General features: G+C 65.9%; 13 protein-coding genes. 5 read left to right on the forward strand and 8 right to left on the reverse strand.

Going from position 1 to position 15,183, the window contains the following annotated elements:
* Position 1 precedes the first annotated feature (1 nt).
* Together WP12_RS09425 and WP12_RS09430 are read right to left on the reverse strand one after the other, a co-directional pair.
* Positions 2-1,939 (reverse strand): alpha/beta hydrolase family protein, encoded by a 1,938-nt coding sequence (locus tag WP12_RS09425; protein ID WP_046193454.1) that lies wholly within the window; start codon positions 1,937-1,939, stop codon positions 2-4.
* A gap of 86 nt (positions 1,940-2,025) precedes the next feature.
* Positions 2,026-3,504 (reverse strand): ATP-binding protein, encoded by a 1,479-nt coding sequence (locus WP12_RS09430; protein ID WP_046193522.1) that lies wholly within the window; start codon positions 3,502-3,504, stop codon positions 2,026-2,028.
* Positions 3,505-3,681: 177 nt separating this feature from the next.
* On the opposite strand from WP12_RS09430, the gene WP12_RS09435 reads away from it, so the two are divergent.
* Together WP12_RS09435 and WP12_RS09440 are read left to right on the forward strand one after the other, a co-directional pair.
* Positions 3,682-4,632 (forward strand): isopenicillin N synthase family dioxygenase, encoded by a 951-nt coding sequence (locus tag WP12_RS09435; protein ID WP_046193455.1) that lies wholly within the window; start codon positions 3,682-3,684, stop codon positions 4,630-4,632.
* Between the two features lie 68 nt (positions 4,633-4,700).
* Positions 4,701-6,203 (forward strand): S10 family peptidase, encoded by a 1,503-nt coding sequence (locus WP12_RS09440; RefSeq protein WP_046193456.1) that lies wholly within the window; start codon positions 4,701-4,703, stop codon positions 6,201-6,203.
* Here WP12_RS09440 and chrA read toward each other — a convergent pair.
* The gene (gene chrA, locus WP12_RS09445; protein WP_235399078.1) at positions 6,200-7,567 is read right to left on the reverse strand and encodes a chromate efflux transporter; all 1,368 of its coding nucleotides are present in this window, start codon (positions 7,565-7,567) and stop codon (positions 6,200-6,202) included. The two genes, WP12_RS09440 and chrA, sit on opposite strands and share 4 nt — an antisense overlap.
* Position 7,568: 1 nt before the next feature.
* Positions 7,569-8,015, reverse strand: a complete 447-nt coding sequence (queF, locus tag WP12_RS09450; RefSeq protein ID WP_046193457.1) for a preQ(1) synthase — start codon at positions 8,013-8,015, stop codon at positions 7,569-7,571.
* A 186-nt stretch (positions 8,016-8,201) separates the two neighbouring features.
* On the opposite strand from queF, the gene sseA reads away from it, so the two are divergent.
* On the forward strand, positions 8,202-9,065 hold the full coding sequence (gene sseA, locus WP12_RS09455; protein WP_046193524.1) for a 3-mercaptopyruvate sulfurtransferase: 864 nt from the start codon (positions 8,202-8,204) through the stop codon (positions 9,063-9,065).
* Entirely contained in the window at positions 9,038-10,234 is a 1,197-nt protein-coding gene (gene metC, locus WP12_RS09460) for a cystathionine beta-lyase (protein ID WP_046193458.1), read from the forward strand. Before sseA ends, metC begins: the two co-directional genes overlap by 28 nt.
* 73 nt (positions 10,235-10,307) lie before the next feature.
* Here metC and WP12_RS09465 read toward each other — a convergent pair whose 3' ends face one another.
* The gene (locus WP12_RS09465) at positions 10,308-10,688 is read right to left on the reverse strand and encodes a hypothetical protein (protein ID WP_046193459.1); all 381 of its coding nucleotides are present in this window, start codon (positions 10,686-10,688) and stop codon (positions 10,308-10,310) included.
* Between the two features lie 313 nt (positions 10,689-11,001).
* On the opposite strand from WP12_RS09465, the gene WP12_RS09470 reads away from it, so the two are divergent.
* Positions 11,002-11,751, forward strand: coding sequence for a TorF family putative porin (locus WP12_RS09470; protein ID WP_046193460.1), 750 nt, complete (start codon positions 11,002-11,004; stop codon positions 11,749-11,751).
* Between the two features lie 58 nt (positions 11,752-11,809).
* Here WP12_RS09470 and WP12_RS09475 read toward each other — a convergent pair whose 3' ends face one another.
* The 3 genes from WP12_RS09475 to WP12_RS09485 are packed head-to-tail and all read right to left on the reverse strand — an operon-like array spanning position 11,810 to position 15,067.
* A complete protein-coding gene (locus WP12_RS09475; RefSeq protein WP_046193461.1) occupies positions 11,810-13,360 on the reverse strand; it encodes an ATP-binding cassette domain-containing protein in 1,551 nt (516 codons plus the stop codon).
* Positions 13,357-14,139, reverse strand: a complete 783-nt coding sequence (locus WP12_RS09480) for an ABC transporter permease (protein WP_046193525.1) — start codon at positions 14,137-14,139, stop codon at positions 13,357-13,359. The genes WP12_RS09475 and WP12_RS09480 overlap by 4 nt, the downstream gene beginning before the upstream one ends.
* Before the next feature lie 7 nt (positions 14,140-14,146).
* Positions 14,147-15,067 carry an ABC transporter permease gene (locus tag WP12_RS09485; protein WP_046193462.1) on the reverse strand — a complete coding sequence of 307 codons (921 nt, stop codon included), beginning with the start codon at positions 15,065-15,067 and terminating at the stop codon, positions 14,147-14,149.
* Positions 15,068-15,183 lie beyond the last annotated feature (116 nt).

Raw genomic sequence — 15,183 nt, forward strand, 5'->3', positions numbered from 1 at the left:
GCTACTTCGCCGGATCGGGCGGGTTGTGCTTCTCGACGAAGCCGACCGCGGCCTTGAGCATCGTCAGGCGCGTTCCGCTGCGTGACAGCCAATGGTCCTCGCCTGCCAGCTTGACCAGTTCGACCGGCTTGCCCGCGCGCTGGAGCGCGGCGGCCATTTCGGCGCTCTGCCGATAGGGGACGATGATGTCGTCAACGCCATGGATCAGCATGACCGGCGCGTCGGCGCGATCGACGAAACGGATCGGCGACACCAGCGCAAGGTCGCGACCCTTGCCGAGTTCTTTCCTCAAGACGCGGACCAGAGCGGGATTGTTGCCGCTTTCGGCGATGTCGGTGCTGATCAGCTTACGTACGTCTCCTATCCCCGCGACCGACACCGCGCAGCGATAGAGGCCCTGCTGCAGCGTGACTCCCGCCAGCGCCGCATAACCGCCATAGCTGGTGCCGACGATGCAGGCCCGCTTCGGATCGGCAATCCCCTGGCGGGCCAGTTCGGCGAGACCGTCCGAAATATCGGTCTGCATCTTCCCGCCCCATTCGCCCCAGCCAGCGCGTACGAAGGCGCTGCCCGATCCCGAAGAGCCCCGGAAATTCGGCTGGAACACGGCATAGCCGCGCGACGCGAACGCCTGCGCCATCCAGTCGAACTCGGGATAGTCGCGCGCCTGAGGTCCGCCATGCGGCATGACCACAACGGCAAGATTCTTAGGCTGACGGCCTGGCGGCAGGGTCAGGACGCCCGCCATGTCGACGCCATCCGCAGCCTTGTACCGGATCATCCGCATCGGGCCGACATCCTCGGCCCTGATCGGGTAGCTTACGCCAAGATTGTCGGCGGAACGCTTTTTCGTATCGACAAGCCACCAGTTCCCCGGATCGCCGGGACCGGACGTCCTGACGATGAGCCGGTCGAAGGCTTCGTTCTGGTCGATCAGTTTTACCGAAAGCCCCGGAAACGCCCTGCGGGTAGCGGCCATGATCTTTGCCGCGGCCGCGTCGAACATCATGTCCTCGGGTATGTCGCCGTCGCGGACATAGCCGATCATCTGGCCAGTGCTCCCGCCCCGGTGATAGCCGATAAATCCCTGATCCCGCAGTATCTCTGTTGCCGGCCCTCCCTTTAGCGGCTGTTCCCAAAGGCGTGCGCCGCTTTCTTCGTCGCCCAGCCGATAGATGATGGTGTCAGCCGAACGGCCCAGACTCAGAAGATCGGGTCGCCCCGTCGGAGATTGCCCGGATGCGATTGTCTCACGCCGCGCATTGCGGATACGCCATTCGCCCCTTGCGCTCGAATATTCGAGGGTTGCGGCGACCGTGCCGTCAGGACTGACGATCCAGTCACGCCAGTCCTCCTGCCGGTCGGGTCGGTGCGCGATCAGGCGGGTCTTCTGTGTCCGCAGATCGACTTCGTACAGATCGGGATCGAAGCTCGTGACATAGGCGCCGCCATTGCCGCGAGTCAGCGTCAGTCCGCCAAAATAGCCGTAGCTGACGCCGTTGCGCTCGTAGACGCCATAAAAGCCGTGAATGCTGCCGCCGATCGTCTGCGACTTGCCGAAGATAGACCAGATCGGCTTGTCGCCGATCTGGACGATGAACATGCGGCTCACTTCGGTGCGGGCAGCCGAAAAACCAACGCCCAGCGGAACGGTCTCACTGATCCGTAGCATCACGAGGTCTTCGCCCGCCCAGTCCAGACTGCGGACCTTGTGATCACCGACATCGCTGTTGATCAGGGTCTTGCCGTCTTCGATGACGATCAGGCGGCGCTCATCGCCAACGACGCCCATCAGCGCGACCTTTTTGCCCGACGGGGAAATCGCCGCCATTTCGAAGCCCGGTAACTTGCCATAGGTTTCGAGCGGTGGGGCAGCCGGTGCTGTTGCGATCCAGCACATCGCGACGATCATCGCGCACAATCTGCTCAACCGCTTCATCGTTTTCCCCCGGAAGTCCGGCCCGATCCCTATCGCATCGCCACGCGGCGGGAAGTCGATTCTTGCACCATATCGGAGCTTTCGCGCTACTCCGCCGCCTCGGGCAGGGCGGCCGCGGTCGTCCAGCCGAGGCGGGGAATGGTGATCGATCGCTTGCCCGACAGATCGGTGCGCAGCACGAAGATGCCTTGTTCTTCCATATAGGCGATCAGGCGGCGGACCCGGCCCTGCGAGTGGGTGCCATAGACCTGCGCGAGCATCGCGTCGCCGGGCGCTTCGCTGCCATCGCGCGCCGCGCGGGCGACGAGCAGGAAGGGCGCGAGCATGTCCTCGGGCAGCGACGCGCCGAGCGCCATCGCATCGAGCCAGCCGGCGTCGAGCTCACCGTAAAGGCCGGCCCGCGCCATCGCGAGGCGGCGTCGGAAGGCGGTGAGGTCGAGGCCGTGGCCGCCCAGCCGGTGCATCCGGCACCGCACGCCAAAATCCTGGAACAGGATGGCGGGCGCGCGATAGGTCGCTTCGGGATCGTCAACGATCTCGCGAAGCACCGTGTCGATCACCGCGTCGCGCTCTTCATCGGCCATCGCGGGATGGGCGCTGGGAGCGGCGGTCGGGGTCAGCTCGGGCCCGCCCCGGCTGATCGTGCGGAGCAGATCGTCGCTGGTCGGCGCGGGTGCGCGGACGGGCGGCGGCGGGGGCGGCGCGTCGTTGCCCGGCGCGAACAGCAGGCCCTGCAGGTCTTCGGGTGCGGTGGCGGTGGGGAGCGGGACCAGCTTGGGGCTGCCGCTGCGCGCCGATGTCTCGACCGCGCCCACCGTCACCGCGATCGGCCGGCGCGACACGGCCGGGCCGAGGGCCAGGAAATGGCCGCGCGGCAGGTCGCGTATCTGTTCGGCCTGACGGCGCTCCATGCCGAGCAGGTCGGCGGCGCGCGCCATGTCGATGTCGAGGAAGGTGCGCCCCATCATGAAGTTCGATGCCTCGGCGGCGACATTCTTGGCGAGCTTGGCGAGCCGCTGGGTGGCGATCACCCCGGCCAGACCGCGCTTGCGCCCCCGGCACATCAAATTGGTCATCGCGCCAAGCGAGGCGCGCCGCGCCTCGTCGGAGACCTCGCCAGCGACGGCGGGGGCGAAGAGCTGCGCCTCGTCGACCACCACCAGCGCCGGATACCAATGATCGCGCGGTGCATCGAACAGCGCCGACAGGAAAGTTGCGGCGCAGCGCATCTGCGCTTCGATCTCCAGCTCGTCGAGCGCGAGGACGACCGAGACGCGATGCTCGCGGATGCGCGCGGCAAGCCGGGCTATCTCGGTTTCGCTATGGTCGGCTGCCTGGATCGCGACATGACCGAAGCGATCGCCCAGCGTGACGAAGTCGCCCTCCGGATCGATCACCACCTGCTGGACGACATTCGCGGATTCCTCGAGTAGCCGGCGCAGCAGATGCGACTTTCCCGAGCCCGAATTGCCCTGAACGAGCAGACGGGTGGCGAGAAGCTCCTCGACGTCGAAGAAAACCGATTGTCCCGGGCCGCTGGTGCCGATGTCGATTCGTGCGGTCACGCCGCCGTCTTGGCGGATCGGGGTGGTCGGGTTCAAGCGGTACGGCGAGAAAACTGTGGATGATTCGCCCTATTCATCGTCATTCCAGCGAAAGCGGAAATCTCTCTGGTTCTTCGTTGCGCAAAGGCAATGAGATCCCAGCTTTCGCTGGGATGACGGCGAACTTATATGGGAGGCATGACCGACAGTGCAGAGTTGACCACCGTTGCCAGCGTCTCGCTGGCGACCTCCGACAAGGATCCCGAGAAGTTCGCGCAGGCGATCGGCCGTTCGTTCGAGCGTTTCGGCTTCGCCGTTGTCGCCGATCATGGCATTCCCGCGGATCTGATCGCGCGGGCCGAAGAGACCGCGAAGGCCTTTTTCGCGCTGCCCGAGGATGTGAAACGCGCCTATTTCGTCGAGGGCGGCGCGGGGCAGCGCGGCTATACTCCCTTCCGGGTCGAGACCGCCAAGGATGCGAGTGAGGCGGACCTCAAGGAGTTCTGGCATATCGGGCGCGAGTTGCCCGCCGGGCATCGCTATGCCGGGGAGATGCCCGCTAATATCTGGCCGGCCGAAATCGCCGATTTCCGCGAGACCTATCTGGCGCTGTTCGCGGCGTTCGACCGGGCGGGCCTGCGCATATTGTCGGCGATCGCGCGCTATCTGGGGCTCGATCCGCATTTCTTCGACGACACGGTGGCGGACGGCAATTCGATCCTGCGCCTGCTCCATTATCCGCCGATCGGCCCCGACGCCCCCGGCATTCGCGCCGGCGCGCATGAGGACATCAACGCCATCACGCTGTTGCTTGGCGCGGAAGAGGGCGGGCTTCAGCTGCTCGACAAGGATGGGCGCTGGCTGTCGGTGGGCATCGCGCCCGGCGAGCTGGTGGTGAACATCGGCGACATGCTCCAGCGGCTGACCAACAAGCGGTTGCCGTCGACGAGCCATCGCGTGATGAACCCGCCCCCCGAACGCCGCGGCTTCGCGCGCTATTCGATGCCGTTCTTCCTGCACTTCCGGCCTGATTATCTGATCGAGACCTTGCCGCAGACGATCACGCCCGAGCGGCCCGACCAGTTCCCCGAGCCGATCACCGCGAATGATTTCCTGTTGCAGCGGCTGCGCGAGATCAAGCTGATCTAGGGCGACGATCTTACTTTCACTGATGTCATCTGTTGCGCTAGCCTGAGCCCAATCAAAGGGATCATCACATGCGCTTCTCTATCGCTCTGGCCGCCGTCGCGCTGGCCGCTCTACCCGTTTCCGCCTACGCCGCCGATGACAAGAAGAGCGACGACGCCCCGATCGCCGCCCCGATCGTCTCGGTGACGAAGCACAAGGGCAGCTTCGGCGGCCAGTCGATCGCCTATACCGCGACCACTGGCGAGACCTACCTCACCGACAAGGACGACAAGCCCGTCGCCGCGATCTTCGCGACCTCCTATGTCAAGGATGGCGGCGATCCTAAGACCCGGCCGATTACCTTCCTGTTCAACGGCGGTCCGGGTTCGGGATCGCTCTGGCTACACATGGGCGCCTTCGGGCCGAAGCGGATCGCCATCCCCAATGCCAGGGACGACGGCGCGCCGCCCTATCCGCTGGTCGACAATCCCGACAGCCTGCTCGACGTCACCGATATCGTCTTCATCGATCCGGTGGGCACCGGTTTCGCCCGTGCGCTCGGCAAGAAGGAGGCGAAGGATTATTGGGGCGTCTCGGCCGATGCCAAATCAATCGCCGAGTTCATCCGCATCTGGCTCAACCGCAACGGCCGCTGGAACTCGCCCAAATATCTTGGTGGCGAAAGCTATGGCACGACGCGGTCGGTGGCGGTGCTCAAGGAGCTGGAAGGCAGCTATAACGATGTCTCGCTCAACGGCATCATCCTGATCTCGACGATCCTCGATTTCGGCGCACCGGCTGAAATTCAGGGTAATGAGATGCCGTACATCCTCAACCTGCCGTCAATGGCGACGACGGCCTGGTATCATAAGAAGATCGCCAACCCGCCGGCCAGCGCCGCCGATATCGCAGCCGAGGCGCGGGCCTTCGCGATCGGGCCTTATGCGGCGGCGCTGTTGAAGGGCAATCAGCTGGGCGGGGAGGAGCGCGCCTCGGTCCGCGCGACGCTGGCGCGGCTGACCGGCCTGTCCGAAGCCTTTGTCGACAAGGCCAATCTGCGCGTCCTGCCGGGCCGTTTCTACAAGGAGCTGCTGCGTGACCGGGGGGTAAGCATCGGCCGGCTCGACACGCGCTATACCGGCGTTGACTATGATCTGGCGGGGGAGGAGCCGGACAATGATCCGAGCTTCTACGCGATCGACGGCGCCTATAGCGCGGGCGTGAACGCCTATTTGCGCAATGATCTGAAGCTGAAGATGGACGACCGCCATTATGTGACGATCGGCGGCGTCAGCAACTGGGACTGGAAGCTCGCCGATCAGCGCGGCCGCGATGGCGAAGTCTATGTCAATGTCGCGCCCTATCTGGGCAAGGCGCTGCGCGAGAATAGCGGCCTGCGCGTGTTCGTCGGCCAGGGCTGGTATGATTTCGCGACGCCTTTTTTCGGCGCGGAATATTCGCTGAATCGTCCCGGCTTCGACCCCGCCCGCATCCAGTTCCATTATTATGACGCGGGCCACATGATGTACGTGCGGCCCGAGGACCTCCACAAGCTGAGCGCCGATGTGCGAGCGTTCATCCAGGGACGCTAGATCGCCCACCATATCGCAAGGCCTGCGAGCGCGCAGGCGGCGAGCGTCGTCAACACCCCGGCGCGAAAGCGCAGCATCGCCAGCATCGCCGCTGCCGATAGCGTCACCGCGGCGATGTCGATCGTCGCAAGGTCGGGTATCGCCAGATGGACCGGGCCGATCGTCCGGTCGTCGACGCGCGCGAACCAGTAATGCAGCGCGAACCAGCAGGCGAGGTTGAGGATCACCCCGACGACCGCCGCGCTTATCGCGCTTAGCGCGGAGGCAAGCGCGCGGTTGCCGCGCAGCCGTTCGACGAAGGGCGCGCCGAGGAATATCCACAGGAAGCAGGGCAGGAAGGTCACCCAGGTCGTGAGCAGCCCGCCGAGTGTGCCCGCCAGCAGCGGATCAAGTCCGCCAGGATTGCGGTAGGCCGCCAGGAAGCCGACATATTGGGTGACGATAATCAGCGGGCCGGGCGTACTTTCGGCGAGTCCGAGCCCGTCGAGCATCTCGCCTGGGGTCAGCCAGTGATATTGCTCGACCGCGGCCTGGCCGACCCAGGCGAGAACAGCATAAGCGCCGCCGAAGGTGAGCATCGCCATTTCCGAGAAGAAGGTCGCGATCGGGGCGAAGGCGCTGTCCGCCGGGGCCAGCTGCACGATCAGCGCCACCGGGATCAGCCAAAGCGCGAGCAGAAGCGATGCGATTGCCATCAGCCGCCCGGGACTCTGGTGAGCATGATCGGGCATGTCCGCGCCAAGCGCGCTGTCGGCATCGAGCAAGGGAGCGGAAGCGCCCGAACCGTGAGCGTGGTCGGCGGAGAAGGCGGTCAGGCCCGCGCGCCCGGCCAGCCAGCCGCCGAAACCGGCGGCAAGAATGACGAGCGGGAACGGCAGTTGAAAGAGGAACAGCGCGAGGAACGCCGCGCCGGCCACGGTCAGCCGGAAACGATTCCCGAGCGACCGGCGGCCGATCCGCATCACTGCCTGGAAGACGATCGCGACCACCGCCGCCTTGATCCCGAACAGCAAGGCCGCGACCGGCGGCGCGCCGATCGCCAGCACATAGAGCCAGGACAGCGCCATGATCGCCGCCATCCCGGGCAGGATGAAGAGGATGCCCGCCGCGAGCCCGCCTTTGATCCGATGAAGCAGCCAGCCGATATAGATGGCGAGCTGCTGCGCTTCGGGTCCGGGCAGCATCATGCAGAAGTTTAGCGCGTGGAGGAAGCGCGCCTCGCCGATCCATTTCTTCTCGTCGACGAGGATGCGATGCATCAGCGCGATCTGTCCCGCCGGGCCACCAAAGCTGAGCAGGGCGATCCGCGTCCAGACGCGCAGCGCTTCGCCGAAGCCGATGCCGTGATGCGTCTGGCCGGTCACTTTATCCCCGGCCGCGATAGCCGGCGACGCCCTGATCAGGCACCCATAGCCCCTCGGGCGGCGTGCCCGATTGCCAGAAGACGTCGATCGGGATGCCGCCACGGGGATACCAGTAGCCGCCGATGCGCAGCCATTTCGGCGCCATCTCGTCGAACAGCCGCTGGCCTATGCCGACGGTGCAGTCCTCGTGAAAGGCGGCATGGTTGCGGAAGGATCCAAGGAACAGCTTCAGCGATTTGGATTCGACGATCGTCGCGCCGGGCGCATAGTCGATTACCAGATGCGCAAAGTCGGGCTGGCCCGTCACCGGGCACAGCGAGGTGAATTCAGGCGCCGCGAAACGAATGAGATAGAGCGCGCCGTCGCGCGGGTTGGGAACATAGTCGAGCACTGCCTGTTCGGGAGAGGCGGGCAGGCTGCTGGTCTTGCCGAGATGGATGGTGCTCATGGTTCGCCTCCTTAGCCGAGGCCGACGGCCTATGCCAACCTGTACCAAAATTACTCTATCGATCGTATTTTCGTAACATACTTGCAATCACGGCAATGTATTGATAATTAAACCTCACCTCCCCGGATAATTGATTCGCCATGGCACCGTCGCGATGGTGGAGTGTGTCCGTTGCAGGAGGTAAAGATGGAATTGCTGGTTTCGACCGAATGGCTCGCGAGCGAACTCGGGGCCAATGATCTCCGTGTCGTTGATGCGACCTATTTCGCGCTGGATCCCGCGCGCGATGCGCAGGCCGAATATGAGGCCGGTCATATTCCCGGTGCGGTGCATCTCGATCTTGCGAATCTGAAAGACGAGGCAAGCGACCTTCCCGGCATGCTGCCGCCCGCCGAGAAGTTCGCCAGCCGTATGCAGTCGCTCGGTCTCGGCGATGGCAGCCGCATCGTTCTGTACGACAACAGCCCGCACCGCACGTCGGCGCGCGCCTGGTATATGTTCCGCATGTTCGGGGTGAACGAGGTCGCGATCCTCGACGGCGGCCTGCACAAATGGGTCGCCGAGGGCCGGCCGATCGAACAGGGCAAGGTGGCGCTGCGTCACCGCCACTTCACGGTCTGGCGCGATCCCGCCGCGGTGCGCGACATCGACCAGATGAGGGTGAATGTGGCGAGCGGCGCCGAAGAGGTGGTCGACGCCCGCTCGGCGAAGCGCTTCACCGGCGAGGAAGCCGATCCGCGCGGGCTGGCCTCTGGCCACATCCCCAATTCCAAGAACCTGCCCTTCGACCTGCTGCTCAATCCCGACGGCACCTTCAGGAGCAAGGATGAAATCCGCGCCGCGTTCGACGATGCCGGGGTGGATCCGGGCAAGCCGCTGGTCACAACCTGCGGCTCGGGCGTCACCGCGTCGGTGCTGCTGTTCGCGGCGGCGTTGCTCGGACGCGAGGATATCGCGCTGTACGACGGTTCCTGGAGCGAGTGGGGGTTGCGCGCCGACACCGAAAAGGCAATCGGTGAGGCATGCATGACGACGACAGCGACCGCCTGAAACCCGGTACCAGGCTGGTAACAGCCGGACGCAAGAAGATCGCCGGCCGGGGGATCGTCAATCCCCCGGTGTGGCGCGCCTCGACGATATTGTTCGACAGCGTGGCCGAGCTACGCGCGGCAGTGCGGAAGCCAGATGACGGCCTCTATTATGGCCGCCGCGGCACCCCGACCCAATGGGCGCTTGCCGATGCGCTTACCGAATTGGAGCCCGGCGCCGAAGGGACGATGCTCTACCCGTCGGGCGTGGCGGCGATCAGTGCGGTGCTGCTGGCGCTGCTGTCGCCGGGCGACGAACTGCTGCTGGTCGACAGCGCGTACGAGCCGACCCGCGCGATCTGCAACGGGCTGCTCCGACGGATGGGCGTGACCACGCGCTATTTCGATCCGATGATCGGCGCGGGTATCGCGGACCTGATCACCGATCGCACCCGGGCGATATTTCTCGAAAGCCCCGGCAGCCTGACCTTCGAGGTCCAGGACATCCCCGCGATCACCGCCGTGGCCAAGGCGCGCGATATTACCACGATCCTCGATAACACCTGGGCGACGCCGCTGCTCTTTCCGGCGATCGCGCATGGCGTCGACATTTCGATCCTTGCCTGCACCAAATATATCGTCGGCCACTCGGACGTGATGATGGGATCGGCCACCGCCGCGCCCGGCCATTTCGACAGGCTGCGCAAGGCCAGCCTGTCGCTCGGCCAGTGCATCAGCGCCGACGATGCCTATCTGGCGCTGCGGGGCCTGCGGACACTCGGCGTCCGGCTGCGCCAGCATGAGGAAGGCGGGCTCGCCGTCGCGCGCTGGCTGGCCGAACAGCCACAAGTCGCGCGGGTGATGCACCCGGCACTCGAAAGCTGCCCCGGCCATGATCTGTGGCGGCGCGATTTCGCGGGAGCGTCGGGATTGTTCAGCTTCGTGCTCAACGGCGGCGACGATGCCGCGCGCGCGGCGCTGATCGACGGGCTCCGCCTGTTCGGCATCGGTTTTTCATGGGGCGGTTTCGAAAGCCTGGCCCTGCCGGTCGATCCGGCAGGGCTCAGAACCGCTACTGCCTGGGCAGCCGAGGGCCCGGTGGTGCGCCTTCATATCGGCATCGAGGACCCCGAGGATCTGATCGCCGATCTGGCCGCCGGGCTGGTTCGATTCGATGCTGCTCGCGGCTGAAGCTGTGATGAACGGCTAAGACGCCGCCAATTTTTTCCTGGACAGGCATGAACGGCGCATCCGGCCAAGGAGTTCAGATCGGGCGCGGCTTGAGCAGATTTTCGAGCCGCTGCATCGTCGCCGCCACGCTTTTGCCTAAAAAACGGGCGGCGGCGATCGTGCCCGGATCGCTTCGGCCATGGCGGCCTGCGATCAATCCGAAGCCCATCCGCGCAACCGTGTCGGCCTCGCCCAGCAGCGCATCGAAGCGGCGGCGGGTGATCGGGTTCGCGGCTGCGTAGCGCGTGCCCAACGACTGTGGCGCGGGGGCGGAAATATGTTGTTGCAAAGCAACATCGGGCCGTCCCGCAATTGCGAAATCCTGAAGAGCCGATAGCAGCGACCGGACGGCATCCAGCTGCTCTTCGAGCCCGACGGCGGTGGCGTCGCTGGTAGTGATACGGCGCTCAAACATTCTCGGCCACCTTGTGCAAGCCTAAATAATCAGCAAATTATTGCGCAAAATGCTTAATATTCGGTCAATGGGCCTCAGGCTGTGCAACCCTGAAAATCGCAGGAATCCAGCTCATTTCAACTGTTGCTGCTCAGCAACAGTCTGCTTCAAGAAATGTTGATTTGTCACAATCGTCATTGTGCGCCGCAAGGCGGTCCTGCACAAACGCCGGGTCTCGCACAGCAGCCGGCTCATCCCAGTTACGGGGATAAAGAAGTCTGGCGCGGGCGATGCAGGGGAACGGATCGAGCTTTTTATATAAGGGGACTAACCTATGCGCGCTTCCATGATCGGTCTTTCGGCCCTCGCTCTGGTCGCTTCCGCCACGCCTGCTCTGGCGCAGGAGGAAACTTCGGAATTCACGCTGACCGGCACCGCTGCCCTCGTCAGCGACTACCGCTTCCGCGGCATCTCGCAGTCGGGCAAGCACATCGCGGCCCAGGCCGGCGCCACGCTCGCGCACAGCTCGGGCTTCTACGGCAGCTTCTGGGCCAGCTCGATCGACGATTATGTCGCAGCGGGCGCCGATGCCGAGCTCGACCTGATCGGTGGTTACTCGACCACGATCGGCAACGTCACGCTTGACGGCGGTGCGCTCTATTACATGTACACCTCGGCCACCAAGAACGCGCCGACCGACTTCCTCGAGCTTTATGCTTCGGCGAAGGCCGCTGTCGGCCCCGCGACCGTCAAGGTCGGCGTCGCCTATGCGCCGAAGTCGAACGCGCTCAGCGTCGGCTTCGGCAAAGAAGACAATCTGTATATGTACAGCGACGTTTCGTTCGCGGTTCCCGAGACGCCGTTCGGCCTGTCGGCTCACGTCGGCTATTCGCCCGACACGACCTTCATCACCGGCGACAAGTATCTCGATTGGAGCCTCGGCGCGACCTACACCTGGAAGGCCGCGACGTTCGGCGTCTCCTATGTCGACACCGACCACAGCAAGGGCTTCCTGACCGATCCGTCGTCGGGCAAGGACATTGCCAAGGCTGGTGTCGTGATCTCGGCAACCTACGCCTTCTAAGCATCGCTTCCACGATGTTCGAGAGGGGCCGCGGAGCGATCCGCGGCCCCTTTTCCGTTTAACGGCTGGCGTCGACCAGGCTGCGCGTGATGGCGTGCGACGGTGCGGCGATCAGGCGGTCGGTAGGGCCCTGCTCGACGATCCGTCCGGCATCCATGACGATGATCCGGTGGCACAACCGTCGCGCGACGGCGAGATCATGAGTGATCATCAGGATGGCCAGGCCCCGCTGGCGCTGGAGCTCGCCGAGCAGATCGAGGATTGTGCCGGCGACCAGCACGTCGAGCGCCGAAGTCGCCTCGTCGAGCAGCAGCAGCGCCGGATCGGGCCCGAGCGCGCGGGCGATCGCGACGCGCTGCGCCTGCCCGCCGGACAGGCTTGCGGGCCTGCGGCCGGCGAGCGCCACATCGAGGCCGACCTCGGTGAGCGCGGCGTCGATCCGCGCGGCAACCGCGACATCGTCGAGATCGGGGCGAAGCCGGCGTAGCGGCTCGGCGACGATATCGCGCACCTTCCACAACGGGTCGAGGCTCGCGACCGGATCCTGGAAAACCGGCTGAAGCCCCGCGCGATGGCGCGGGCGCATCGCCTTGCGCGGGGGAAGGGGCTCGCCCCGCCAGTCGACGGCGCCGTTGTCGACCGGGCCGAGCCGGGCGATGGCGCGGGCGAGGGTCGACTTGCCCGAACCCGATCCGCCGACGATCGCCACCGCCTCACCCTCGGCAACCGAAAGGCCGGCATCCGCGACCGCCTGCAGCCGGCCGCGCCGCCAGCCGGGCCGCGCGAAGCTGACCGATATGTCCCGGGCGTCGATAAGCGGCGCACCGATGGGCCCGAGGGGTGGTGCGGGACGGTCGAGCCGGGGGCTCGCCGCGATCAGTGCGCGGGCATAGTCGCTCCGCGGGCTGCGCAGCAGCATCGCCGCGGGGCCGGTTTCGACGATATGACCGTCGTGCAGCACCGCCACATCGTCGGCATGATCGGCCACCGAGGCCAGGTCATGGCTGACGAGCAGCAGCGCCATGCCCCGCTCATCGCACAGCCGGCCAAGCAGCCGCATGATCTCGGTTCGCAGTATCGCGTCGAGCGCGGTGGTTGGCTCGTCGGCGACGAGCAGCTTCGGCTTGTGCGCGATCGCCATCGCGATCAGCGCGCGTTGACGCTGCCCGCCCGACAGCCGGTGCGGATATTGGTCGAGCCGCTCGGTCGCATGGTCGAGCCCGACCCGCTCTAACGCAGCCGCCATTTCCGTGCGGGAAGGGCGTGGCGCGCCGGCCTGCGTCCACGCCTCCTGGAGTTGCGCGCCGATCGTCAGATGCGGGGTGAGCGCGGTCAGCGGCTGCTGGAAGACGAAGCCGACGTCGCGGCCCCGGATCGCGCGAAGCCGGTCTTCGCGCGCGCCGACCAGTTCTTCGCCCGCGAGACGGAAGCTGCCCTCCACCTGTGCTGGAGACAGGCCGAAGGGGGCGAGGCAGGTCTGGCTCTTGCCCGATCCTGACGCCCCGACCAGCGCGAGCGAGCGGCCCGCCGCGATCGTGAAACCAATATCATGGACGATCCGCCGCCCGCCGATGGTGAGGCGCAGGCCCTCGACTGCAAGCAACGTCACAGCGTGAACCGGTCGCGCAGCTTCTCGCCGGCGCGGGTGAGGCAGAGCAGGATCGCCACCAGCACCAGTCCCGGCAGCAGCAGCGCATGCGGGGCGATGTCCATGTCGTCCGCGCCGTCCTTGAGCAGGATGCCGAGCGAGGTCATCGGCTCCTGCACGCCGAGACCGAGGAAGGACAGGAAGCTCTCGATCATCACCACCTGCGGGATGGTCAGCAGCAGATAGGCGATCGCCACCCCGGCGAGATTAGGGAGCATGTGGCGGATCACGATCATCGTCGGGCGGGTGCCGGCGGCCTCGGCGGCGGTGACGAAGGGGCGGTCGCGCAGCGCGAGCATCTGGCCGCGCACCACCCGCGCCATCGTCAGCCATTCGACCGCGCCGATGCCGAGGAAGACGAGCAGGATCGAGCGGCCGAACACCACCATCAGCAATATGACGACGAACATGAAGGGCAGCGCGTAGAGCGCGTCGACGATCCGCATCATCGCCTCGTCGACCTTGCCGCCGCGCCACCCCGCGATCGCACCCCAGGCGACGCCGACCACCAGCGAGACGAGCGCGGAGGCCGCGGCGACGCCCAGCGTCACCCGCGTGCCGACCAGCGTGCGGGCGAGCATGTCGCGGCCGACGCTGTCGGTGCCCATGATATGGTCGGCGGAGAACGGCGCGCCGCGCACCGTGTTCCAGTCGATCGCGTCATAACGCCATTCGACCGCCAGCGGGCCGAGCAGCGCCGCGACGACGATCAGGCCGAGGATGATGAGCGGGGTTCTCATCGCCGTGCTACCGCCGCGCCCTCGGATCGAGCCAGCCATAAGCCAGGTCGGCGAGCAGATTGAACAGGATGATCAGCGCCGCGTAGAGCGTGACCACGCCGAGGACGAGCGGATAGTCGCGGTTGAGCGCGCCCTGCACGAAATAGCGGCCCAGGCCGGGCAGCGCGAACACCGTCTCGATCACCACCGCGCCGGTCAGCATGCCGGCGGCGGCGGGGCCGAGATAAGATGCGACCGGCACCAATGCGGGGCGCAGCGCATGGCGGATCAGGATACGCGGCCGGCTGAGGCCCCGTGCGTGCGCCATGCGGATATGGTCCTGCTCCAGCACCTCGGCGAGGCCCGCACGGGCGAGCTTGGCGATCGCTCCGGCAGCGGGGAGCGCGAGCGCGACTACCGGCAGCAGGATATGCGCCGGATCGCCATCGCCCCAGCCCGATACCGGCAGCCAGCCTGTCCACAGGCCGAAGACCAGGGCGAGCAGCGGCCCGACCACGAAGCTGGGCAACGAGGTTAGCAGCGTCGCGCTGAGCATCAGCGCATGATCGGTGCGCCCGCCGGCCCGCGCGGCGGCGGTGAGGCCCGCGCTAAGCCCGAGGACCAGCGCGAGCAACAGCGCCAGCGCGCCCAACGTCAGCGATACCGGAAGGCCGCGCGCGATCAGGTCGGTGACGGTGAAGTCGCGATAGACCAGCGATGGCCCGAAATCGCCCTGCGCCAGCCGTCCGACATAGCGGATGATCTGTTCGGGCAGCGGTTTGTCGAGTCCGTAAGCGGACATCAGCGCGGCGCGGGTCTGCGGATCGAGCGGGCGTTCGCCGTCGAACGGACCGCCAGGCGCGACGCGCATCAATATGAAGGAGAGGATCACCACCGCCGCGAGGGTGGGCAATGCGGTGAACAGCCGGCGGCGGATCAGGTCAAGCATTTAGCCCCTCCCTTTTAGGGGAGGGGTTGGGGTGGGGGCCATCCGCTGGGCGCGACTCGCGGAGAGCTCCCACCCCCGGCCCCTCCCCTGAAGGGCAGGGGTGAGATGATTTGTCC

The organism is Sphingomonas sp. SRS2 (genome assembly GCF_000971055.1).
Classification (GTDB): domain Bacteria; phylum Pseudomonadota; class Alphaproteobacteria; order Sphingomonadales; family Sphingomonadaceae; genus Rhizorhabdus.

What these genes read in the sequence shown, in the direction of transcription:
- WP12_RS09425 (WP_046193454.1), bottom strand. Translation starts at nt 1,939, where the DNA reads ATGAAGCGGTTGAGCAGATTGTGCGCGATGATCGTCGCGATGTGCTGG.
- WP12_RS09435 (WP_046193455.1), top strand. Translation starts at nt 3,682, where the DNA reads ATGACCGACAGTGCAGAGTTGACCACCGTTGCCAGCGTCTCGCTGGCG.
- WP12_RS09440 (WP_046193456.1), top strand. Translation starts at nt 4,701, where the DNA reads ATGCGCTTCTCTATCGCTCTGGCCGCCGTCGCGCTGGCCGCTCTACCC.
- queF (WP_046193457.1), bottom strand. Translation starts at nt 8,015, where the DNA reads ATGAGCACCATCCATCTCGGCAAGACCAGCAGCCTGCCCGCCTCTCCC.
- sseA (WP_046193524.1), top strand. Translation starts at nt 8,202, where the DNA reads ATGGAATTGCTGGTTTCGACCGAATGGCTCGCGAGCGAACTCGGGGCC.
- metC (WP_046193458.1), top strand. Translation starts at nt 9,038, where the DNA reads ATGCATGACGACGACAGCGACCGCCTGAAACCCGGTACCAGGCTGGTA.
- WP12_RS09465 (WP_046193459.1), bottom strand. Translation starts at nt 10,688, where the DNA reads ATGTTTGAGCGCCGTATCACTACCAGCGACGCCACCGCCGTCGGGCTC.
- WP12_RS09470 (WP_046193460.1), top strand. Translation starts at nt 11,002, where the DNA reads ATGCGCGCTTCCATGATCGGTCTTTCGGCCCTCGCTCTGGTCGCTTCC.
- WP12_RS09480 (WP_046193525.1), bottom strand. Translation starts at nt 14,139, where the DNA reads ATGAGAACCCCGCTCATCATCCTCGGCCTGATCGTCGTCGCGGCGCTG.
- WP12_RS09485 (WP_046193462.1), bottom strand. Translation starts at nt 15,067, where the DNA reads ATGCTTGACCTGATCCGCCGCCGGCTGTTCACCGCATTGCCCACCCTC.